Annotated in this window: 19 protein-coding genes; 15 read left to right on the top strand and 4 right to left on the bottom strand. The window is 71.6% G+C overall.

The features are described 5' to 3' along the window. Positions 1 to 186 precede the first annotated feature (186 nt). The 11 genes from KK087_RS07635 (at position 187) to KK087_RS07585 (ending at position 11,812) form a co-directional block, all read left to right on the top strand. Positions 187 to 1,707, top strand: coding sequence for an ABC transporter ATP-binding protein (locus KK087_RS07635; RefSeq protein WP_214543534.1), 1,521 nt, complete (start codon positions 187 to 189; stop codon positions 1,705 to 1,707). Beyond that, positions 1,704 to 3,053: an ABC transporter permease gene (locus KK087_RS07630; protein WP_214564740.1), complete on the top strand. Its 1,350-nt coding sequence runs from the start codon at positions 1,704 to 1,706 to the stop codon at positions 3,051 to 3,053. The genes KK087_RS07635 and KK087_RS07630 overlap by 4 nt, the downstream gene beginning before the upstream one ends. Beyond that, complete coding sequence (locus tag KK087_RS07625; protein ID WP_214543536.1) at positions 3,050 to 4,339, top strand: ABC transporter permease; 1,290 nt, start codon at positions 3,050 to 3,052, stop codon at positions 4,337 to 4,339. Before KK087_RS07630 ends, KK087_RS07625 begins: the two co-directional genes overlap by 4 nt. Before the next feature lie 31 nt (positions 4,340 to 4,370). Next, a complete protein-coding gene (locus tag KK087_RS07620; protein ID WP_214528425.1) occupies positions 4,371 to 4,853 on the top strand; it encodes a cytidine deaminase in 483 nt (160 codons plus the stop codon). A gap of 4 nt (positions 4,854 to 4,857) precedes the next feature. Continuing rightward, positions 4,858 to 6,156, top strand: coding sequence for a thymidine phosphorylase (locus KK087_RS07615; RefSeq protein ID WP_214564739.1), 1,299 nt, complete (start codon positions 4,858 to 4,860; stop codon positions 6,154 to 6,156). A 120-nt stretch (positions 6,157 to 6,276) separates the two neighbouring features. Next, entirely contained in the window at positions 6,277 to 7,389 is a 1,113-nt protein-coding gene (locus tag KK087_RS07610; RefSeq protein ID WP_214528421.1) for an adenosine deaminase, read from the top strand. A gap of 3 nt (positions 7,390 to 7,392) precedes the next feature. Beyond that, complete coding sequence (locus KK087_RS07605) at positions 7,393 to 7,839, top strand: PTS sugar transporter subunit IIA (protein WP_214564738.1); 447 nt, start codon at positions 7,393 to 7,395, stop codon at positions 7,837 to 7,839. After that, a complete protein-coding gene (locus tag KK087_RS07600) occupies positions 7,836 to 8,114 on the top strand; it encodes a PTS sugar transporter subunit IIB (protein WP_110892706.1) in 279 nt (92 codons plus the stop codon). Before KK087_RS07605 ends, KK087_RS07600 begins: the two co-directional genes overlap by 4 nt. Positions 8,115 to 8,180: 66 nt before the next feature. Further along, positions 8,181 to 9,023, top strand: coding sequence for a purine-nucleoside phosphorylase (locus tag KK087_RS07595; protein ID WP_214564737.1), 843 nt, complete (start codon positions 8,181 to 8,183; stop codon positions 9,021 to 9,023). Beyond that, positions 9,020 to 10,696: a phospho-sugar mutase gene (locus KK087_RS07590; protein WP_214564736.1), complete on the top strand. Its 1,677-nt coding sequence runs from the start codon at positions 9,020 to 9,022 to the stop codon at positions 10,694 to 10,696. Before KK087_RS07595 ends, KK087_RS07590 begins: the two co-directional genes overlap by 4 nt. Before the next feature lie 162 nt (positions 10,697 to 10,858). Beyond that, positions 10,859 to 11,812 (top strand): hypothetical protein, encoded by a 954-nt coding sequence (locus KK087_RS07585; RefSeq protein ID WP_214564735.1) that lies wholly within the window; start codon positions 10,859 to 10,861, stop codon positions 11,810 to 11,812. 82 nt (positions 11,813 to 11,894) lie between these two features. On the opposite strand, the gene KK087_RS07580 is transcribed toward KK087_RS07585, so the two are convergent. Both KK087_RS07580 and KK087_RS07575 read right to left on the bottom strand, forming a co-directional pair. Next, positions 11,895 to 13,682, bottom strand: coding sequence for an acetyl/propionyl/methylcrotonyl-CoA carboxylase subunit alpha (locus tag KK087_RS07580; protein ID WP_214543542.1), 1,788 nt, complete (start codon positions 13,680 to 13,682; stop codon positions 11,895 to 11,897). 79 nt (positions 13,683 to 13,761) lie between these two features. Then, positions 13,762 to 14,556: a Maf family protein gene (locus KK087_RS07575; protein ID WP_214564734.1), complete on the bottom strand. Its 795-nt coding sequence runs from the start codon at positions 14,554 to 14,556 to the stop codon at positions 13,762 to 13,764. Between the two features lie 14 nt (positions 14,557 to 14,570). Here KK087_RS07575 and KK087_RS07570 point away from each other — a divergent pair, with 14 nt between their 5' ends. The 4 genes from KK087_RS07570 to KK087_RS07555 all read left to right on the top strand — a co-directional run bounded on the left by KK087_RS07570 (position 14,571) and on the right by KK087_RS07555 (position 19,053). After that, complete coding sequence (locus tag KK087_RS07570; protein ID WP_214564733.1) at positions 14,571 to 15,830, top strand: class I SAM-dependent RNA methyltransferase; 1,260 nt, start codon at positions 14,571 to 14,573, stop codon at positions 15,828 to 15,830. A 198-nt stretch (positions 15,831 to 16,028) separates the two neighbouring features. Then, entirely contained in the window at positions 16,029 to 16,748 is a 720-nt protein-coding gene (locus KK087_RS07565) for a response regulator transcription factor (protein WP_017888757.1), read from the top strand. Positions 16,749 to 16,753: 5 nt separating this feature from the next. After that, complete coding sequence (locus KK087_RS07560) at positions 16,754 to 18,007, top strand: sensor histidine kinase (protein WP_214564731.1); 1,254 nt, start codon at positions 16,754 to 16,756, stop codon at positions 18,005 to 18,007. Next, positions 18,004 to 19,053 (top strand): DUF8320 family protein, encoded by a 1,050-nt coding sequence (locus KK087_RS07555; RefSeq protein ID WP_214564729.1) that lies wholly within the window; start codon positions 18,004 to 18,006, stop codon positions 19,051 to 19,053. Before KK087_RS07560 ends, KK087_RS07555 begins: the two co-directional genes overlap by 4 nt. Positions 19,054 to 19,760: 707 nt before the next feature. Here the strand turns inward: KK087_RS07555 and KK087_RS07550 are convergent. Together KK087_RS07550 and KK087_RS07545 are read right to left on the bottom strand one after the other, a co-directional pair. After that, positions 19,761 to 20,015 carry an acyl-CoA carboxylase subunit epsilon gene (locus tag KK087_RS07550; protein ID WP_214528402.1) on the bottom strand — a complete coding sequence of 85 codons (255 nt, stop codon included), beginning with the start codon at positions 20,013 to 20,015 and terminating at the stop codon, positions 19,761 to 19,763. Beyond that, entirely contained in the window at positions 20,015 to 21,610 is a 1,596-nt protein-coding gene (locus tag KK087_RS07545; RefSeq protein ID WP_214528400.1) for an acyl-CoA carboxylase subunit beta, read from the bottom strand. Before KK087_RS07545 ends, KK087_RS07550 begins: the two co-directional genes overlap by 1 nt. Positions 21,611 to 21,649 lie beyond the last annotated feature (39 nt).

Below are 21,649 nucleotides of genomic sequence, written 5' to 3'. Positions count from 1 at the left end.
CGTTCTCGTGCGCCCGGGTGGCTCACGCCACATCGTGCGCCCGGGTGGCTCACGCCACATCGTGCGCCCGGGTGGCTCACGCCACATCGTGCGCCCGGGTGGCGCACACCACATCGTGCATCCGCGGGGTGTACGCGACATCGAGCGCCCGCGTGGCGCGCGCGAGACAGAAATAGACTCCCGAACATGAAGCTCGAACTCCGCGGCATCACCAAGCGGTTCGGCGCCCTGGTCGCCAACGACCACATCTCGCTCACCGTCGAGCCGGGTGAGGTCCACTGCCTCCTGGGTGAGAACGGCGCCGGCAAGTCCACCCTGATGAACGTCCTGTACGGCCTGTACGACGCCGACGAGGGCGAGATCCTGCTCGACGACGTGGTGCAGGACTTCGACGGCCCCGGTGACGCCATGCGCGCCGGCATCGGCATGGTGCACCAGCACTTCATGCTCGTGCCCGTGTTCACGGTCGCCGAGAACGTCATGCTGGGGCAGGAGCAGACCACCTTCGGCGGCCGGCTCGACCTGGCCGGTGCCCGCAAGCGCGTGCAGGAGATCTCCGACCGCTTCGGGTTCGACGTCGACCCCGACGCCAAGGTCGAGGACCTGCCCGTCGGTGTGCAGCAGCGCGTCGAGATCATCAAGGCGCTGTCGCGCGACGCGTCCGTGCTGGTGTTCGACGAGCCGACGGCCGTCCTCACCCCGCAGGAGACCGACGAACTGATGGGCATCATGCGCCAGCTCCGCGAAGCCGGCACCGCCATCGTGTTCATCACCCACAAGCTCCGCGAGGTGCGCGAGGTCGCCGACCGCATCACGGTCATCCGCCTCGGCAAGGTCGTCGGCGAGGCCTCGCCCACCGCGACGAACAACGAACTCGCCGCGCTCATGGTCGGCCGCGCTGTCTCGCTGGTCGTCGACAAGGAACCGTCGACCGGCGGCGCCGATGCCCTGGTCGTCGAGAACCTCACGGTCACCGACCCGTCCGGTATCGTCCTCGTCGACGACGTCTCGTTCACGGTGCGCCGCGGTGAGGTCCTGGCGATCGCCGGTGTGCAGGGCAACGGGCAGACCGAGCTCACCGAGGCGATCATCGGCCTCGAGCCCGTGCACGCCGGCCGCGTCACGCTCGACGGCAAGGAGCTCACCGGCCGCAGCGTCAAGCAGGTGCTCGACGCCGGCGTCGGCTTCGTGCCCGAGGACCGCAAGGAGGACGGGTTGGTCGGCGAGTTCACCATCGCCGAGAACCTCATGCTCGACCGTGCGGACCACGCCGAGTTCGTCCGCGCCGGCACGATCCGCTCGGCCGAGCGCGACGCCTTCGCCGACGCCAAGATCGCCGAGTTCGACATCCGCACGCCCGGTCGCACCACCGCGGCCGGCCGGCTGTCCGGCGGCAACCAGCAGAAGATCGTCCTCGCCCGCGAGCTGAGCCGCGAGCTGCGGCTGTTCGTGGCTGCGCAGCCCACCCGCGGCATCGACGTCGGTTCGATCGAGTTCGTCCACAAGCGCATCGTCGCCACCCGCGACACCGGCGTGCCGGTCATCGTCGTCTCCACCGAGCTCGACGAGGTCGTGGCCCTGGCCGACCGCATCGCCGTGATGTACCGCGGCGGCATCGTCGGCATCGTCCCCGCGACCACCCCCCGTGACGTCCTCGGCCTCATGATGGCCGGGGAACTCCCCGAAGGAACGGAGCTGGCCGCGTGACCACCCCACCGCCAGACAACACGCAGCAGCCAGCCCCCGAGGCGCCGCTCACCGACGACCGTCTGCAGGAGGTCGAGTCGACCCCGCACCTCATGACGGACTCCGCCGAGGACACCGAGCGCCGCAACGGCGCCGGCGGCGATCGCTGGCAGGCCGCCCTGCAGGGCATCCTGAACGGCTCGGTGCTCGTCACGGTCCTCGCCGTCGTGCTGGCCCTCGTCGCGTGCGGCGTCCTCATCGCCCTGACCGACGAGAACGTCCGCGCCACCGCCGGGTACTTCTTCGCCCGGCCCACGGACATGCTCCAGGCGATCGGCACCGCGGTCGGCGGCGCGTACGCCTCGCTGTTCCAGGGCTCCGTGTTCAACTTCGGCGCCGAGTCGTTCCAGCAGGCGATCGTGCCGCTCACCCGCTCGGTCGACTACGCGGTCCCGCTCATCGCGGCCGGCCTCGGCGTCGCGCTCGCGTTCCGCGCCGGCCTGTTCAACATCGGCGGCCAGGGGCAGATCCTGATGGGTGCCGCTGCTGCCGGCTGGGTCGGGTTCTCGTTCGACCTGCCCGCCGCGGTCCACATCCCGCTCACCATCGTCGCCGGCATCGTCGGCGGTGCGGTCTGGGGCGGCATCGTCGGTCTGCTCAAGGCCCGGACCGGTGCGCACGAGGTGATCGTCACGATCATGCTCAACTACGTCGCGCTCTACCTGGTGAGCTACCTGCTCCGCACCCCCGGGCTGCTGCAGGCCTCCGGCAGCAGCAACCCGATCTCGCCCGCCACCAAGGAGAGCGCACTCCTGCCGCAGCTCTTCGGCGTGCGGTACGGCGTGGACCTCGGGTTCATCGTCGCGATCCTGGCCGTCGTCGTGGTCTGGTGGCTCGTCAACAAGTCGTCGCTCGGCTTCCGGTTCCGCACCATCGGTGAGAACCCCCGTGCCGCCCGCGTGGCCGGCATGAGCGTGCCGTCGCTGACCATCTGGGTGATGCTGATCTCCGGCGCGCTCGTGGGCATCGCCGGCGCCTACCAGGTGCAGGGCGCAGTCACCTCCGGCTTCACCTCGGGGATCGACGCCGGCATCGGCTTCGACGCCATCACCGTGGCCCTCCTCGGGCGCTCCAAGCCGTGGGGCGTGTTCTGGGCGGCGATCCTGTTCGGCGTGCTGAAGAACGGCGGGTACGCCATGCAGGCCGCCAACGGCATCCCGATCGACATCGTCGGGGTCATCCAGGCCCTCATCGTCCTCTTCATCGCGGCACCGCCGCTCGTCCGCGCGATCTTCCGGATCCCGCAGCCGGGTGCACGCAAGCGCACGAAGACGAGCAAGAACTCCAGGAAGGCGGTCGCCGCATGAGCACCCTCAGCCCCACCGCGGCCCCCGCGTCGCCGCTCGCGGACCGTCCGGTCGAGACCACCAGGAGCTGGAAGCTCCCGATCGGGTACGCCGTGTTCACGGTGCTCGCGGTCGTCTTCTTCGTCCTGCTCAGCCGGGCCGGCACCACGACGTTCCGGCTGGCGAACGCGGGTGACTTCTTCGCTCTGCCGGACGTCCCGCTGCCCGCGGCCCCGACCGGCTACGTCGTCGTGCTCCTGCTGGCGATCGCGACGGTCTACGCCTTCGTCGAGGTCCGAGCGTCGCGGCACGTCCCGCTCTGGGTGACGTCGGTGTTCGCGATCGTGTTCGTCGTCGGGTTCCTCACCTGGGCCGCGGCCGGTGCCACGATCCCGCTGCCCGGCCTGCTCGTCGGTGCACTCGGCCTGAGCGTCCCGCTCGTGTTCGGTGCCCTCGGCGGCGTGATCTCCGAGCGCGTCGGCGTCGTCAACATCGCCATCGAGGGCCAGTTCCTCGCGGGAGCGTTCACCTCGGCGCTCATCGCGTCCATCACCGGCTCCGCGTGGGTCGGCCTCGTCGGTGCGCTCGTCGCGGGTGTGCTCGTGTCGTTCATCCTCGCGGCGTTCAGCATCAAGTACCTGGTCGACCAGGTCATCGTCGGTGTCGTCATCAACGCGTTCATCTCGGGCCTGACCGGCTTCCTGTACTCGCAGGTGCTGTCCCCGAACGAGGAGACGCTGAACATCGGCATCCGGTTCCCCCGGGTCGAGATCCCGCTGCTGCACCAGATCCCGGTCATCGGCCCGGTGTTCTTCGAGCAGACGGTCGTCGTCTACCTCGCCTACATCGCCGTCGCGGTGGTCACCTTCGGCCTGTTCAAGACCCGCTGGGGCCTGCGCCTCCGCGCGGTCGGCGAGCACCCGCAGGCAGCCGACACGGTCGGCATCAACGTCACGAGCACCCGGTTCTGGAACGTCTCCCTCGCCGGCGCGATCGCCGGCCTCGGCGGCGCGTACTTCACGCTCGACGCGACCGGTGGCTTCACGAAGGACATGACCGCCGGCGCGGGCTACATCGCACTGGCCGCCGTGATCTTCGGCCGCTGGGACCCGATCAAGGCCACGCTCGCAGCCCTGCTGTTCGGCTTCGCGTCGAACCTGCAGAACACGCTGAGCGCGACGCAGTCGCCGGTGCCGAGCGAGTTCCTGCTCATGCTCCCGTACGTGGTGACGATCTTCGCCGTCGCCGGCCTGGTCGGGCAGTCGCGCGGCCCCGCCGCGTCCGGCAAGCCCTACATCAAGAGCTAGTCCTGATCACACCGGCCTGGAGGCGCGGCACATGACCCACACGAACGCCCAGGGTGACCAGGCGGTCACCGCCACCGACCCGGCAGACGCAGCCACGGGCCTCCCGGTCGACGACGTGGACTGGGGCGCCCTCCGGGACGCCGCCACGGCCGCGATGCGGCGCGCCTACGCGCCGTACTCGTCGTTCCCGGTGGGCGCCGCGGCGCTCACCGACGACGGCCGGATCGTCTCCGGCTGCAACATCGAGAACGCGAGCTACGGGGTGACGCTCTGCGCCGAGTGTTCGCTCGTGTCGCAGCTGCACATGACCGGCGGCGGCAAGCTCGTCGCGTTCACGTGCGTCGACGGCGACGGGGCGACCCTGATGCCGTGCGGCCGGTGCCGTCAGCTGCTGTTCGAGCACTCGACCGAGGGCATGCTCCTCGAGACCGTCTCGGGGATCCGCACCATCGACGAGGTCTTGCCGGACGCCTTCGGGCCGCGCACCCTCGCCACCTACCAGCAGGAGCACTGATCACATGGCCGTCGAGCCCTTCGACACCGTCGACCTCATCCGCACGAAGCGCTCCGGCGGCGCCCTGAGCACCGCCGAGGTCGACTGGCTCGTCGACGCGTACACCCGCGGGTACGTCGAAGACCCGCAGATGGCCGCGATGGCGATGGCGATCTTCCTGAAGGGGATGGAGCGGCGCGAGATCAAGGACCTCACGCTCGCGATGATCGCGTCGGGGGAGCGGATGTCGTTCTCGTCGCTCGGCAAGACGACGGTGGACAAGCACTCGACCGGCGGGGTCGGCGACAAGATCACCCTGCCGCTCGCACCCCTGGTGGCGTCGTTCGGCGTCGCCGTGCCGCAGCTGTCCGGCCGTGGACTCGGGCACACCGGCGGCACGCTCGACAAGCTCGAGTCGATCCCCGGCTGGCAGGCGTCCATCTCGAACGACCGCATGATGCAGGTGCTGCAGGACGTCGGCGCGGTCATCTGCGCCGCCGGGTCCGGGCTGGCCCCCGCGGACAAGAAGCTCTACGCGCTCCGCGACATCACCGGCACGGTCGAGTGCATCCCGCTCATCGCGTCGAGCATCATGTCGAAGAAGATCGCCGAGGGCACCGGTGCGCTCGTGCTCGACGTCAAGTTCGGTTCCGGCGCGTTCATGCCGACCTACGAGGCGTCGAGGGAGCTCGCGCAGACCATGGTCGACCTCGGCAACGACGCCGGGGTCGCGACCTCGGCACTGCTGACCGACATGGAGGTCCCGCTCGGGCTGACGATCGGCAACGCGCTCGAGGTGCGGGAGTCGGTCGAGGTGCTCGCCGGCGGCGGCCCCGCCGACGTCGTCGAGCTGACCGTGGCGCTCGCGACCGAGATGCTCACGCTGGCCGGACTGCCCGACGCCGACCCCGCCGCGGCGCTCGCGGACGGCCGCGCCATGGACACCTGGCGTCGGATGATCGAGGCGCAGGGCGGGGACCCGTCCGCCGCGTTGCCGGTGGCCCGCGAACAGCACGTCGTCACCGCGCCGACCTCGGGGGTCCTCACGCAGCAGGACGCGCTGCCGTTCGGCGTCTCGGCCTGGCGGCTCGGGGCCGGTCGTGCCCGCGCGCAGGACCCGGTGCAGGCCGGTGCGGGCATCGAGCTCCACGTCAAGCCGGGGGACACCGTGACCGAGGGCCAGCCGCTCTGGACGCTGCACTCTGACGACGCGTCAAGGATCCCGCGCGCGCTGGAGTCGCTCGAGGGTGCGTGGACCATCGGCCCGGCGGACTCCGCAGCGGCCGCACGAGGGCCGATCGTGCGCGAGCGCATCGGGTCCTGAACCCGGCCACGCGACCGACCGGAGGCTCCCTGCACACCTGTGGGGAGCCTCCAGTGTCTTCCGTTGTGGGTTGTGCACAGGTGCCTGCGCGGCGGCGGTGACCACCGATAGCCTGGGGGCATGAGCGCCGACGCCCCGACCTACCGCCTGCCCGACGCCGGGGCGGTCATCAACGACCTGCCGAAGGTCTCGCTGCACGACCACCTCGACGGCGGTCTGCGTCCCGCGACCATCGTCGAGCTCGCGGCCTCGGCGGGTGTGTCGCTCCCCACCACCGACCCGGCCGAGCTCGGGCAGTGGTTCGCCGACCAGTCGAACTCCGGCTCGCTCGTCGAGTACCTGAAGACCTTCGACGTCACCACGTCGGTGATGCAGACGGCCCCGCAGCTGACGCGCATCGCCCGCGAGTTCGTCGAGGACCTGGTCGCCGACGGCGTCGTCTACGGCGAGGTCCGCTGGGCGCCCGAGCAGCACCTGCAGGGCGGGCTCACCCTCGACCAGACGGTGGAGGCCGTGCAGGCCGGCATCGAGGAAGCCGTCGACGCCGCCGGCGGGCGCATCCGCGTCGGCCAGCTCGTCACCGCGATGCGGCACGCCGACCGGTCGCTCGAGATCGCCGAGCTCGCCGTCCGGCACCGTGACGCCGGCGTCGTCGGCTTCGACATCGCCGGTGCCGAAGCCGGGTTCCCCGCGTCGAACCACCGCGCCGCCTTCGACTACCTGGCGTCCGAACTGTTCCCCGTCACCGTCCACGCGGGCGAGGCCGACGGGCTCGCCTCGATCCGCTCCGCGCTCGTCGACGGCCGGGCGCTCCGTCTCGGGCACGGCGTCCGCATCTTCGAGGACGTCGCCCTGTCCGACGCCGGGGACGGCTCGACGCTGGCCTCCCTGGGCGAGGTCGCCTCGTGGGTCCGTGACCGCGAGATCCCGCTCGAGGTCTCGCCGTCGTCAAACCTGCAGACCGGTGCGATCGCCGCGTGGGGCGACGACCTCGCCGACCACCCGTTCGACGTGCTCTACCAGCTCGGCTTCCGCGTCACGGTGAACACCGACAACCGCCTGATGAGCGGGACCTCGCTGTCGAAGGAGCTCGCGCTGCTCGCGGGCACGTTCGGCTACGACCTCGACGACCTGGCCGCGTTCCAGATCAACGCCGCGCTCGGGTCGTTCCTGCCGCTCGAGGACCGCGAGGAGATCATCGCCACCATCACGGCCGGGTACCAGGAGGCCTGACGCATGGGACTGCCACCGCTGCCGGACACCGCCGTCCTCCTCGGTGCGGACGCGCCCGCGTGGCGTGACGCGATGCGCCTGGTCGGCGGGGCGCTCGTCGCCTCCGGTACCACCTCCGACGAGTACACCGACGCCATGATCGGGATGGTCGAGGAACACGGGCCGTACATCGTCATCTCGCCGGGGCTCGCGTTCGCGCACGCACGGCCCGGTGGCGCCGTGGTGCGGGACGGGCTCGCGATCGTGACGCTCGCGTCGCCGGTGGCGTTCGGGCACCCGCACAACGACCCCGTGCGGGTGGTGCTCGGGCTCGCGGTGGCCGAGGTCGGCACGCACCTCGAATCGATCGGCGAGATCGCGAACCTGTTCAACGACGTCACCGTCACCGGGCGGATCGCGGCGGCGACCACGGCGGACGAGGTCCGCGCGATCATGGGGGTCTCCGCGTGAAGATCGTGACCATCTGCGGTGCCGGCATCGGGTCGAGCGGCATCCTCAAGGTGAACGCCGAGAAGGCGCTGGACGCCCTCGGGCTGTCGGCGTCGGTCGTCGCGGCGGACGTCGCCTCGGTGCGGGACGTCTCCGACGACGCCAACGTGATCCTGACGAGTCAGGAGTTCGTGGAGGCGATCGGTGACACCTACGCCGAGGTCATCGTGATCAAGAACCACTTCGACCAGGGCGAGATCACGGCGGCGGTGGACCGGGCCCTCGGCGAGCACTGAGGCGGGCTGCGCCGTCAACGCCCGTCCCGTGCGGTGCCCTCGTCGCTCGCCCTTTAGAGTTGGGCCATGAGCACCGAGAACCCGCTGAACGACCCCGCTGCCGACCCGTTCGAGGTCGCGCGGGACGCCGCAGCCGCCATCGCCGAACAGTCCGGCATCGAGCGGCACGACATCGCCCTGACCCTCGGGTCGGGCTGGGGCAAGGCCGCCGACATCATCGGCGAGACCGTGTCCGAGATCCCGGCGGACCAGGTCCCCGGGTTCAGCGCCTCAGCCGTCCCCGGCCACTCCGGCACGATCCGGTCGATCCGCCTCGCCGACGGCCGCCACGCGCTCGTCATCGGCGCCCGCACGCACTACTACGAGGGGCACGGGGTCCGTCGGGTCGTGCACAGCGTCCGCACGGCCGCGGCGACCGGTGTCTCGATCATGGTGCTGACCAACGGTGCCGGCGGCATCAAGGAGCACTGGACCCCGGGCACCCCGGTGCTCATCAGCGACCACATCAACCTGACCGCCGACAGCCCGCTCGAGGGCGCGACGTTCATCGACCTGACCGACCTGTACTCGGCGCGTCTGCGCGAGCTGGCCCGGACGGTCGACCCGTCGCTCGACGAGGGCGTGTACACGCAGTTCCGCGGGCCGCACTACGAGACCCCGGCCGAGGTCCAGATGGCGAAGACCATCGGCGGACACATCGTCGGCATGTCGACCGCGCTCGAGGCCATCGCGGCCCGTCAGGCCGGCATGGAGGTCCTCGGGTTCTCGCTCATCACGAACCTGGCCGCGGGCATCCAGAAGACCCCGCTGTCGCACACCGAGGTGCTCGAGGCCGGCAAGCAGGCCGAGCCGGTGATCGCGGACCTGCTCGCACGCGTGGTCACGGCACTCGGGCAGTCGGCATCGTGAAGCTCGACGTCGACCAGGTGCTCGGCGCCGCGCGCGCGTGGCTCGCGCAGGACCCGGACCCGGAGACCCGCGACGAGCTGGCCGCGGCGATCGACGCCGCCGCCGACGGTGACGGTCCCGCTGTCCAGGCACTTGCCGCACGGTTCGACGGCCGACTGCAGTTCGGCACCGCCGGACTCCGCGCGGAGCTCGGCTGGGGCCCGCTGCGCATGAACCGCGTCGTCGTGACCCAGGCCGCTGCGGGTCTTGCGCGGTTCCTCGTCGACACCGGGCGCTCGCGCAGCGTCGTGATCGGCTACGACGGCCGGGTGAACTCGGACGTCTTCGCACGTGACTCGGCCGAGGTCATGCGCGGCCTCGGGCTCGAGGTCACGCTGCTGCCCTCGGCCCTGCCGACGCCGGTCCTGGCGTTCGCCGTCCGGCACCTCGACGTCGGTGCCGGCGTCATGGTCACCGCGAGCCACAATCCGCCCCGGGACAACGGGTACAAGGTCTACCTCGGCCAGGACGACGACGGGTCGCAGATCGTGCCGCCCGTCGACGGCGAGATCGCGGACGCCATCGACACCGTCGCCACCGGGTCGATCGCCGACCTGCCGCGCGGCACGGACTACACCGTCGCGTCCTCGGCCCTGGTCGACGCCTACGTGGCCGCCACGGCCGCGATCGTGCCCGCTCCGGCACGCGGAGTCGACGAGCAGCCGAAGGTCGTCTACACGGCCATGCACGGCGTCGGGTGGGAGACCGCTCGTGCGGTGTTCGCCGCGGCCGGGTTCGCCGAGCCCGCGGTGGTGCCGGAGCAGATCGATCCAGACGGTGCATTCCCGACGGTCTCCTTCCCGAACCCCGAGGAGCCGGGTGCGATGGACCTGGCGATCGCCCGTGGTCTCGCCGTCGGCGCCGACCTGGTGATCGCGAACGACCCCGACGCCGACCGGCTCGCACTCGCGATCCCGACGGCCTCGGACGCCGGTGCGCCGTCCTACCGCCGGCTCTCGGGCAACGAGGTCGGCTGGCTGCTCGGGTGGCGGGCCGCCGCGCGGGCGTCCGAGTCCGGCGTGACCGGCACGCTCGCCGCGTCGATCGTGTCCTCGCCGGCCCTGGCCCGGGTGGCAGCACGTCACGGGCTGGAGTACCGGGACACCCTGACCGGCTTCAAGTGGGTCTCCCGGGTCCCCGGGCTGCTGTTCGGCTACGAGGAGGCGCTGGGCTACCTCGTCGACCCGTCGGTCATCCGTGACAAGGACGGCATCTCGGCGGCGCTGGAGCTGCTGTCCCTCGCCGACGAGCTCGCGGCGTCGGGCTCGACGATCGCCGACCACCTCGAGGCCTTCGCCGCCGAGTTCGGGGCGTTCGCCTCGGGGCAGGTCGCGACCCGTGTGGACGACCTCTCCCGCATCGGCGAGATCATGGCGTCGCTCCGGTCCACGCCGCCGACGTCCCTCGGTGGGCTCGACGTGCACACCGTGACCGACTACGCCGACGGGGTACAGGGCTTCCCGCCCTCGGACATCCTGCGTTACGACCTGTCCGGCGACGCCAGGGTGATCGTCCGGCCGAGCGGGACCGAGCCGAAGGTGAAGGTCTACATCGACACGGTCGCGGACACCGCCGCCGAGGCGCAGCGCCTGGTCGACGCCCTCGCCGACTCGGTGCGCCCCCTGGTCTCGTAGGGCGGCGCGGGCGGTTCCGCTCGTTCGTGTTGCGCCCCGTTGCGGGCATCGCGCCCCGACTCTTCGGGGCGCGATGCCCGCAACGAGGTGCGGTGCCCATGGCCTCTCCACAGATCGCGCAGACCCCGCTCCCGATGGACCGTGCGTCGCGATCATCGGAGCATGGAACACGAACCCATCTCGACCGTCGGCCTCGCGCAGGACCCCGGTCGTGCGTCGGCGATCCGTCGCGCAGCGGCTGCCGGCACCCTCATCCGGGTGCACCGTGGCACGTACGTCGGGTCGGGCGAGTGGGCGTCCATGACGGGACGCGAACGACATCGCATGCTCGTGCGGAGTGTGCTCGCCGGCGGGATGGGCTCGGTCGTGGTGTCACACCGGTCAGCGGTCGCCATGCTCGGACTCCCGTGGATCGGGGCGTTCGGCGAGCGTGTCACGGTGACCGACCCGTCCCGGGACCGGGGCCAGGTCAAGCGGAGCATCCAACGCATCGGCAGCGCCGGCCGGCGACCGTCCTCGGTCGAGGTCGACGGTGTGCCCGTCGCGACCTTGACCGAGACGGCGGTCGACGTCGCCCTTCGCGAACACCCGTGGCGTGCCATCGTCGTGCTCGACGCGGTCCTGCGGCGCGGCGTCGAGCGGCCGGCGATCCTCGAAGCGCTCGGGAGTCGCCGTGCTCGCGGGCATCGACGCGCGCGGGAACTGGTCGAGCACGCGGATCCGCTCGCCGACTCACCGGGTGAGAGCATCACACGGTGGGGTGCGCACGTGCTCGGCGCTCCGGGCCCGGTACTGCAGCAGGAGTTCCGGCACGACGGCCTGCTCCGCGATCGGGTGGACCTGTGGTTCGCGGAAGCCGGGGTGATCGTCGAGTTCGACGGCCGGGTGAAGTACGACGACCCGCGGCGGGGGCGGACGGCGGCAGACGCCCTGGTCGACGAGAAGCGCCGGGAGGACCGTCTCCGCCGCCGTCGCGAGGTCAACGGCTTCGCACGGGTGATGTGGTCGGACGCGATGCCCGCGGGGCAGCTCCCCCGGGTGCTGCACGATGCCGGGGTGCCGCTCGGTCCGAACTGGGGTACTGCCTGGCGTCATGCTGCGAGCCGCGCCCTCTGACGGTCATCGCGCCCCGAAGAGTCGGGGTGCGATGACCGTCAGAGGGCGCACATCGAACTGACGGCGGGAAGGAGCGCCCGCGCTACGCCAGCTCGAGCAGCACGTGACCGGACGAGACCGTCTGGCCGACCGGGGCGTTCAGGCCGGTGACGACGCCGTCCTTGTGGGCCTGCACGGGCTGCTCCATCTTCATGGCCTCGAGCACGACGAGCAGGTCGCCCTTCACCACGGTGTCACCCTCGGCGACCGCGAGCTTCACCACGGTGGCCTGCATCGGCGACGCCACGGACGACCCGGACTTCGCCAGACCCCCACGGACGGCCGACGAGCGGCGCTTCGGGGGAGCGGTGGGGCCGGCGGGACGACGACCGGCGAGACCGGCACCGGCAGCACCGCCACCGACGATCGACGGCATGGTGACCTCGATGCGCTTGCCCTGCACCTCGACGACGACGCTCTCGCGCGCAGCCGGGGCCGGCAGTTCCTCGGGGGAGCCGCTCCACGCCGGGATGTCGTTGACGAAGTCGGTCTCGATCCACTGCGTGTAGATGCTGAACGGCTCGTCGTCGGCCGTCGCGAACGCCGGGTCCGACACCACGGCACGGTGGAAGGGGAGCACGGTCGGCAGGCCGGTGACCTCGAACTCGGCCAGTGCCCGCCGGGACCGCTCGAGCGCCTCGGCACGGGTGGCGCCGGTGACGATGAGCTTCGCGAGCATCGAGTCGAACGAGCCGGACACGACGTCGCCGGAGACGACACCCGAATCGACACGGACGCCGGGGCCGGACGGCGCGTTGAACGCGTGCACGGGGCCGGGCGCGGGGAAGAAGTTGCGACCCGGGTCCTCGCCGTTGATGCGGAACTCGAACGAGTGTCCCCGCGGCGTGGGGTCCGAGTAGTCGAGCACGCCACCCTCGGCGATGCGGAACTGCTCGCGCACGAGGTCGATGCCGGTGACCTCTTCGGACACGCAGTGCTCGACCTGCAGGCGGGTGTTCACCTCGAGGAACGACACGGTGCCGTCGGCGCCGATGAGGAACTCGCAGGTGCCGGCACCGACGTAGCCGACCTCGCGCAGGATCGCCTTCGACGACTCGTACAGCGCGGTCTCCTGCTCGGGCGTCAGGTAGGGCGCCGGGGCTTCCTCGACGAGCTTCTGATGGCGGCGCTGCAGCGAGCAGTCGCGTGTGGAGACCACGACGACGTTGCCGTGCTCGTCGGCCAGGCACTGGGTCTCGACGTGGCGCGGCTTGTCCAGGTACTTCTCGACGAAGCACTCGCCCCGACCGAACGCGGCGATCGCCTCACGTGTGGCGGACTCGAAGAGTTCCTCGACCGAGGCACGGTCGCGGACGACCTTCAGACCACGACCGCCGCCGCCGAACGCAGCCTTGATCGCGACGGGCAGACCGACCTGGTCGACGAAGTCGAAGACCTCGGAGACGTCCTGCACGGGCTCGATGGTGCCGGGGGCGAGCGGTGCGCCCACCTTCTCGGCGACGTGTCGCGCGGAGACCTTGTCGCCGAGGCGCTCGATCGACTCAGGCGACGGGCCGATCCAGACGAGCCCGGCGTCGATGACGGCGCGCGCGAAGTCGGCGTTCTCGGCAAGGAACCCGTAGCCCGGGTGCACGGCGTCTGCGCCGGAGCGGCGGGCGACCGAGATGATCTTGTCGATGACGAGGTACGTGTCGGCGCTCGTGGTGCCGTTCAGCGCGTAGGCCTCGTCGGCGAGGCGGGCGTGCAGGGCGTCACGGTCCTGGTCGGCGTAGACCGCGACCGATGCCTTGCCCGCGTCGCGGGCCGCTCGGATGATGCGGACGGCGATCTCGCCGCGGTTCGCGATGAGGACCTTGCTGATACGGGGCATGACACATCAGCGTATTCGTGCGGCGGGAGTGCGTTTTGACTGGCACCCACAAAGAACCACCCCGAAGAGGTGCGGATGTCTACAGCGACCAGAGGTCGTGCCAGGCGATGCCGAAGCCCCGGAGCAGCATCGAGCGCAGCACCGGCAGGGACATCCCGATCACGGCGGACGGGGCTCCGTCGATCCGCGTGATGTACGCCGCGGCCCGACCGTCGATGGTGAAGGCACCGGCCACCTCGAGCGGCTCACCCGTCGCGACGTACGCGTCGATCTCGTCGACGGACACGTCGTCGGCGAAGGTCAGCACCGCGCTGTCGACCGCGACCACGCGGTCGCCGTCGGCGGCCAGCGCCGACCCGCCGGGCGCGACGTCGCCCAGCTGCGGGACGCCGGCAGGGGACGTGACCAGCGACCGGACGGGAGGCACGGTGCGGGCCCGTGCCGCGCCTCCAGGCCGCTCCGTGGTCGGGTCCAGGTCCCGGCGCCGGTCGTCGCGTCGTCGATCGATCACGCAGTGTCCGCTCCACAGCGTGCCGCCGCCGGCGGCCAGCATCTGCCGCCAGCGCTCTCGGGCGAGGGCGGGGTCGTGCGGCTTGCCGTACAGCTGCCCGTCGACCTCGAACGCGGAGTCCCCGCCGAACACCACCCCGTCCACCGGCGACCCGGCGACCGCGGAGTCCGCGACGGCCGACGCCTTCGCGACGGCGAGGAGCGAGACGAGCTCGGGGCCGGTCAGGTCGCGTCCGAGCGCGTCGGATGCTGCGGTGCCGACGGCGTCCTCGTCGACCCCGGGGGACACGAGCACGGGTTCGATCCCGGACTGGGCGAGGAGTGCTCGGCGGGCGGGGGATGTACTCGCGAGGTACAGACGCATGGGACCATCTCACCATGGGTGAATCCGTCGGCACGCTGCTCGAACTCGACGTCACCGGGATCGCCCACGGCGGCATCTCGGTGGCACGGCACGAAGGTCGGGTGGTCTTCGTCTCGGACGCGATCCCCGGGGAGCGCGTCGTCGCCCGGGTGACCGAGGACCGCAAGAAGTCGTTCTGGCGCGCCGACACGGTCAGCGTCGTCACGCCGAGCGAGCACCGCGTCGACCACGTCTGGCCGGAGGCCGCGCTCGAGCGTGACCCGGAGACGCGCCCGGGCGGTGCCGAGTTCGGCCACATCGCCCTCGCCCACCAGCGCACGCTCAAGCACGACGTCCTCGTCGACTCGTTCGCGCGGTTCGCACGGATGGACCTCGCCGAGGTGCTCGGTCACGACGTCGTCGTCGAGGCCGTGCCCGGTGACGACGCGGCGAACGGCCTCGGCTGGCGCACCCGCGTCCGGCTCCACGTCGACGAGCAGGGCACCGCCGGCCCGTTCGCGGCCCGCTCGCACTCGGTGATCCCGGTGACGAGCCTGCCGCTCGCGACGGCCGTCGTGCAGCAGAGCGCCCCGCTCGGCCGTGGTGCGCTCCCGGGCTCGTCGGTGATCGACGTCCTCGCGCCGAGCGGTTCCGAGGGGGCGCGGCTCGTCATCGACGACCAGAAGCCCACCGTCGTGACCGAGGTCGTGGGGGAGCGCACCTTCCAGGTCGACGACAACGGGTTCTGGCAGGTGCACCGCGCGGCGGCGTCCGTGCTGACCGAGGCCGTGCAGGACCTCGTGGACCGCGACCGCCTCGGCCCCGAGGGCACCCACCTCGACCTCTACGGCGGCGTGGGCCTGCTGGCCGCCGCCCTCGGTGACCTGGTCGGCCCGAAGGCGCGCATCACGAGCGTCGAGAGCGCCGGCCGTGCCACCGAGCACGCGCAGGAGAACCTGTCCGAGTGGCTCGGTGCCCGCGCCGAGACCGGCCGGGTGGACCGCTGGTTGACGAACACGGTGGCGAACGCCTCGCGGGCCGAGAAGGACCGCTTCCGGGCCGGCACGATCGTGCTGGACCCGCCGCGCGCCGGTGCCGGCCGTGACGTGGTCGTGCAGATCGCAGCGCTGCAGCCGGAGCAGGTCGTCTACGTGGCGTGCGACCCGGTGGCGCTGGCGCGCGACGTCGCGACCTTCGCCGACCTCGGGTACCGGCTCGAGGCGCTGCGGGCCTTCGACCTGTTCCCGCACACCCACCACCTGGAAGCCGTCGCACGCCTGGTCCCCACCCGCTGAGGTCCGGGGCGCGGCCCGGGTGCGACCGGGGCGGGTCCGGCCGCCGCTCCTTGCGTGTCGGGGTGTCCACCAATCGGCGGACCGGCCAGCGTGGCGCAGCCCAGAAGCCCCGCACCTGAGTCCGGGCTGGGTATCCTGGGTCGTTGATGGCACTCCGGTTTCAGGGGCCGGCGTCGCGCATCGGAACGAGAGGCCACTGTGGCAGCAGGAACGACAACCACCAGCACCGAGACGTCAGGGGCGGCCACCAGGCCGGTCCGGGTCGCGATCGTCGACGACCACGAGTCCGTCCGGCTCGGGATCCAGGCGGCGTGCCAGAACGAGGGGTTCGAGGTGGTGCTCACCGCCGCCAGCGTCCCCGAGTACGTCCAGAACCTCGACGGGCGAGAGGTCGACGTCGTCGTCCTCGACCTGTCGCTCGGTGACGGATCGACCGTGACCGAGAACGTCAAGGGCGTGCAGGGGACCGGATCAGCGGTGCTCGTGCACTCCATCGCGGACCGCGTCGCCAACGTGCGTGAGGCGCTCGCAGCAGGGGCTGCCGGCGTCATCCCGAAGTCCTCCGCCACCAAGACAGTGATGGCCGCGGTCGCCACCGTCGCCCGCGGCGACGTGCTCAACAACCTCGAGTGGGCGAGCGCCATCGACGCCGACCGCGACTTCGCGAAGGCGCAGCTCGGCCGCCGGGAGCGCGAGATCCTGCACCTGTACGCGTCGGGACTCCCGCTCAAGCTCGCCGCCCAGCAGCTCGGCATCGGGTACTCGACGGCTCGTGAGTACCTCGACCGGATCCGCGTGAAGTACGTCGAGGTCGGGCGTCCGGCCCCGACGAAGGTCGACCTGCTGCGTCGAGCCGTCGAGGACGGGATCCTCCCCGGGCTCGACTCGGGCATCGACCCCGACGGCGACGGTCGCTGACACGGATGGCGACCGCGGCTGAGCCGGCGCGGACGGTCGTCGAACCGGCGCCGTTCGGGGCCGATCCGGCGCGCAGCGTCCGTGCCTCGATCACGCAGGCGTCGGTGGAGCGCGCGTTCGCGATCCTCCTCGCGATGGCCGCGGTCGGACTCGGCATCGTCGACGCACCCGCGGTCCTGGAGCAGCTGCCCTACCTCGATCCGTTCTGGGGTCCGGCGGTGACGCTCGCACTCGCGGCGTCGTTCGTGTTCGTCGGCGTCTCGGCCTTCGTGCAGCGGGTGGCCCAGGTGGCGCAGATCGTGTGCGCCCTCCTGTTCCTCGTCGCGATCGTGACGTGGCCGGCGACCGTGCAGGAGCCGATCCCGTCGTCGCAGCAGCCGTGGCCGTGGTGGTTCTGCACGGTGGGGTGCACGGCGGCGGCGATGGGCTTCGCGACGTGGCGCGCGACGGTCTACACGGCGCTCGTACCGGCGGTGTACGTCGTCGTCCGGCTCAGCCCGGTCGGCGGCGGCGTCGGGGTCCTCCCCGCCCTGCTCGACGGCGTGTACACGGCGCTGCTCAGTGGTGCGGTGCTCGTCATCGCGGTGGTGCTGCGCCGGGCAGCCACTGCGGTCGACACGGCGCAGTCCACGGCGGTGCGCCGGTACTCGCTCGCCATCCGGGAGCACGCCACCGAGGTCGAACGGGTCCAGGTGGACGCCATCGTGCACGACAGCGTGCTCACGACGCTGCTCTCCGCCGCCCGTGCCGACACGCTCGAGGCCAAGACCCTCGCCGCGCGGATGGCCCGGAACGCGATCGACCACCTCGAGGCCGCGGCCACCGACGGCCCGGGCGAGGTCGCACCGGTCACCCTCGGCGAACTCCGGGCCCGCATCCGTGAGGGCGTGGGCGCACTGACCGCACCGGTCCGCCTCGTGCCGACACCGACGGGCTCGGTCCGCCTGCCCGCGTCCGTCGCCGACGCACTGGCCTCGGCGGCGCTGCAGGCCGCGGTGAACAGCGTGCAGCACGCCGGTGACGGCGAGGTCTCCCGCTGGGTCCGCATCGAGCAGCAGGGGCAGGGCGTGCTCGTCGAGGTCTGTGACGACGGCCGCGGGTTCGACGTCGCGGCGATCCCCGCCGAGCGGCTCGGCGTCCGGCGCTCCATCGTCGAGCGGGTCGCCACCGTCGACGGACGCGCCGAGGTGCACACCGCCCCCGGCGAGGGCACCCGCATCGTGCTGACGTGGTCCCCGGCTGCGAGGGCGACGGCATGAGGGTCTCCCTGCCGGCGAGCATCGCCCTCGGCCTGGCGTCGCTGTTCTCGCTGTACCACCTGGTGCTCGCCGCCGCCACACTTCCGCGCGCCGACCAGGTCGCCCCGATCATCGCGTGCATGGTCCTGTACGCCGCCGCCACCGTGCTCGCGTTGTTCGTCCCCGGGAAGGTCCTGCCGGTGTGGACGGCCTGCTTCTCCCTCGCCACCGCCGTCGTGATGCCGGCGATCGCCGCCCCCGTCGTCGTCGAGGACGACGGCCCGGGCTCCGCCACGTGGTGGATCGCGGCCATCGGCACGCTCATGGTGGTGCTCGTCGTGCGCGGTCGGGGTCCCTTCGCGTGGGCCGGCGTGCTGTTCCTGACCGTGTACACCGTCGCCTGGGCCGGCCTCGGCGCACTCGGTGGGCTCGGCGTGGTCGGCAGCGTGGCCTGGGTCGCGATCGCCACGGTCTTCGCCGGCGCGATGAGCCGCGCCACCCGGAACACGCGCGAACTCGTCCTCGCCGAGCAGGAGACCGCCGACTGGCAGGCCGCGCAGGACGCCCACGTGTTCGAGCGGCAGTTCCGGCTGAGCCAGACCACCCGGATGGCCCTGCCGATGCTGCAGCGCATCATCGACTCCTGCGGTGACCTCGACGAAGCCGACCGCGCCGAGTGCCTGCACCTCGAGCAGGCCATCCGCGACGAGATCCGCGGCCGCTCGCTGCTGTCCGACGACGTCCGCGACGAGGTCATGCGCCTGCGGCGCCGCGGCGCCACGGTCCAGCTGCACGACGACGGCGGGCTCGACGACCTGGACGCCCCGGACATCCGCCGCATCCATGCGCGGGTCGCGGAGGCGCTCCGACAGGCCCGCGACGCCGACAACGTCATCGTCCGGACCGTGGGCGAGGGATCGGACTCCGCGGTCACGGTCGTCGGGCTCCGCCTCGACGGGGCGGCGAGCGAGTCCGCGGCGCTCGGTGCGGGGCTGGACGACGACGACGGTGACGAGGACGACTCCGTCGCGCTCTGGCTCGAGATCCCGCGGCACGAGCCCGCGTAGCACGCGGCACGCGCTGAGCGCGCCACGCGCTGACCGCGCCACGCGCTGACCGCGGCACGCGCGTGCCGCCGACGGCGCTGGCGACGATCATGGTGCGCCTGGCGTGTGGGCGGCGGTGGACGCGATGGGGGACAGCCGGGAGGCCCGTGGCGGTCCGGCCCCGGGCCTCCCGGCCGTCACGTGGTCGCGCCGGGCTGGCGCGGGCACGGAAGCGACCATGTCGCTGTCGTACGACGTCGACGGTGTCGCTCTGACGCGAGCGCACCTGTTGCGCGGGCACGGAAGCGACGATGTCGCTGTCGTACGACGTCGACGGTGTCGTTCCGCATCAGCCTCGGTATCGGGCTCGACAGCCGCTCCAGCACCCGCCCACAGACGCCACACACCCCGGAAACGGGGAACGGGCCGGTCGGATACCGACCGGCCCGTTCACGACCCGAGGCTGAGCGACAACCCGAATGTCGCCCTGCCTCGCAGCGGACGGTGGCTTCGTACCCTAGTCGGCCACCGACCTGCGATGTCTTTCATCGAAGGACACCGAACACCAACTACTATGCCCACGCACGAGCTGGATGTCAGTCGTCATTATGGGGGACAATTCTGGCATTTCCGGACCACCCCGGCGAATCGTGTCCCCCGAGTGAGGGGATACCGACCGGGAAGTGCGCCCTGCAACCGCTCCCGGCTGCCCGCGCACCAGGGGTACATCAGCGGAGCGATCGGCCCCAGGCGCCCGGTCCGGTCTCGAGCGGGCGGCGCAGTCCGCGGGCCGCGGCGTCCCACCCGGTGCGGGGCTCGACGACCACGGCGGCGCGTCCGGCGGCTGCGGCCTCGTCGGCCTGGCGCTGCAGGACGGCCACGACGGCGGCGAGTTCCTCGGGCGACGGGTCGCCGGAGACCACCCGGACGTCGGCCACCGAGGCGGGCTCGTCCGAGGGTACGGCTGCTGCGTGGCGACCCATCAGAGGGGAATGTTCCCGTGCTTCTTCGGGGGCAGCGTTGCACGCTTGCCCCGCAGCGACCGGAGGGCCTTGATGACCGACACGCGGGTGGCGTGCGGCTGGATGATGCCGTCGAGCTCACCGCGCTCGGCCGCCAGGTACGGCGACGCGACGTTGTACGTGTACTCGTTCGCGAGCTTCGTGCGGACCGCGGCGACGTCCTCACCGGACTCCTCGGCGCGCTTGATCTCGGCGCGGTACAGGATGTTCACGGCGCCCTGACCGCCCATGACGGCGATCTCTGCGGTCGGCCAGGCCAGGTTGATGTCGGCGCCGAGCTGCTTCGAGCCCATCACGATGTACGCGCCGCCGTAGGCCTTGCGGGTGATGACGGTGACGAGCGGGACGGTGGCCTCGGCGTAGGCGTACAGCAGCTTCGCGCCGCGGCGGATCACACCGGTCCACTCCTGGTCGGTGCCGGGCAGGTAGCCGGGCACGTCCACCAGGGTCAGGATCGGGATGCCGAACGCGTCGCAGAACCGGACGAAGCGTGCGGCTTTCTCACCGGCGTCGATGTTCAGCGTGCCGGCCATCGCCTGCGGCTGGTTCGCGATGATGCCGACCGTGCGGCCCTCGACCCGGCCGAAGCCGATCAGGATGTTCGGCGCGAAGAGCGGCTGGACCTCGAGGAACTCACCGTCGTCGACGATGTGGTCGATGATCGTGGTGACGTCGTACGGCTGGTTCGTCGAGTCCGGGATCACGAGGTCGAGCTCGTGGTCGGCGTCGGTGGTCTCGAGCTCGGGAGCGACGTCGTACGCCGGCGGGTCGGACAGGTTGTTGTCCGGCAGGAACCCGATGAGCGAGCGCGCGTAGTCGAGCGCGTCGGTCTCGTCCTCGGCCAGGTAGTGCGCCACGCCCGAGACCGCGTTGTGGGTCTGAGCGCCGCCGAGCTCCTCGAAGCCGACGTCCTCGCCCGTGACCGTCTTGATGACGTCCGGACCGGTGACGAACATGTGGCTCGTCTTGTCGACCATGATCACGAAGTCGGTGAGGGCGGGGGAGTACACCGCACCGCCGGCCGCCGGGCCCATCACGATGGAGAGCTGCGGGATGACGCCGGAGGCCTGCGTGTTCAGGCGGAAGATCTCGCCGTACTTGCCGAGCGCGACGACGCCTTCCTGGATGCGCGCACCGCCGGAGTCGAGGATGCCGATGATCGGCACGCCCGTCTTCAGCGCGTGCTGCATGACCTTGATGATCTTCTCGCCCGCGACCTCGCCGAGCGACCCACCGAAGACCGTGAAGTCCTGCGCGTACACGGCGACGTTCCGGCCGTGGATCGTGCCCACGCCGGTGACGACCGCGTCACCGTAGGGGCGCTTGGCGTCCATGCCGAACGAGGTGGTGCGGTGCCGGACGAACTCGTCGAACTCCACGAAGGAGTTCGCGTCGAGCAGCTGCTCGATGCGTTCCCGCGCGGTGCCCTTGCCCTTCGCGTGCTGCTTGGCGATGGCGGATTCGCCCGCGGCGGTCACGGCCTCGTGGTACCGGTCGCGGAGGTCGGCCAGCCGGCCGGCCGTCGTCGACAGATCGGGGGTGTCTCCTGAAGTCACCCGCTCACCCTACCGGCGGGCGGGACGGGGTCGGTTGGA

Source organism: Curtobacterium aurantiacum, assembly GCF_018598555.1.
GTDB classification, from domain to species: Bacteria; Actinomycetota; Actinomycetes; order Actinomycetales; family Microbacteriaceae; genus Curtobacterium; species Curtobacterium aurantiacum.
The sequence above is the reverse complement of the archived record's forward strand: the minus strand, read 5'-3'. Positions and strand labels throughout refer to the sequence as shown.

What these genes read in the sequence shown, in the direction of transcription:
- KK087_RS07570 (WP_214564733.1), top strand. Translation starts at nt 14,571, where the DNA reads ATGGGTGAATCCGTCGGCACGCTGCTCGAACTCGACGTCACCGGGATC.
- KK087_RS07555 (WP_214564729.1), top strand. Translation starts at nt 18,004, where the DNA reads ATGAGGGTCTCCCTGCCGGCGAGCATCGCCCTCGGCCTGGCGTCGCTG.
- KK087_RS07610 (WP_214528421.1), top strand. Translation starts at nt 6,277, where the DNA reads ATGAGCGCCGACGCCCCGACCTACCGCCTGCCCGACGCCGGGGCGGTC.
- KK087_RS07550 (WP_214528402.1), bottom strand. Translation starts at nt 20,015, where the DNA reads ATGGGTCGCCACGCAGCAGCCGTACCCTCGGACGAGCCCGCCTCGGTG.
- KK087_RS07625 (WP_214543536.1), top strand. Translation starts at nt 3,050, where the DNA reads ATGAGCACCCTCAGCCCCACCGCGGCCCCCGCGTCGCCGCTCGCGGAC.
- KK087_RS07585 (WP_214564735.1), top strand. Translation starts at nt 10,859, where the DNA reads ATGGAACACGAACCCATCTCGACCGTCGGCCTCGCGCAGGACCCCGGT.
- KK087_RS07620 (WP_214528425.1), top strand. Translation starts at nt 4,371, where the DNA reads ATGACCCACACGAACGCCCAGGGTGACCAGGCGGTCACCGCCACCGAC.
- KK087_RS07595 (WP_214564737.1), top strand. Translation starts at nt 8,181, where the DNA reads ATGAGCACCGAGAACCCGCTGAACGACCCCGCTGCCGACCCGTTCGAG.
- KK087_RS07580 (WP_214543542.1), bottom strand. Translation starts at nt 13,682, where the DNA reads ATGCCCCGTATCAGCAAGGTCCTCATCGCGAACCGCGGCGAGATCGCC.
- KK087_RS07560 (WP_214564731.1), top strand. Translation starts at nt 16,754, where the DNA reads ATGGCGACCGCGGCTGAGCCGGCGCGGACGGTCGTCGAACCGGCGCCG.
- KK087_RS07605 (WP_214564738.1), top strand. Translation starts at nt 7,393, where the DNA reads ATGGGACTGCCACCGCTGCCGGACACCGCCGTCCTCCTCGGTGCGGAC.
- KK087_RS07635 (WP_214543534.1), top strand. Translation starts at nt 187, where the DNA reads ATGAAGCTCGAACTCCGCGGCATCACCAAGCGGTTCGGCGCCCTGGTC.
- KK087_RS07615 (WP_214564739.1), top strand. Translation starts at nt 4,858, where the DNA reads ATGGCCGTCGAGCCCTTCGACACCGTCGACCTCATCCGCACGAAGCGC.
- KK087_RS07575 (WP_214564734.1), bottom strand. Translation starts at nt 14,556, where the DNA reads ATGCGTCTGTACCTCGCGAGTACATCCCCCGCCCGCCGAGCACTCCTC.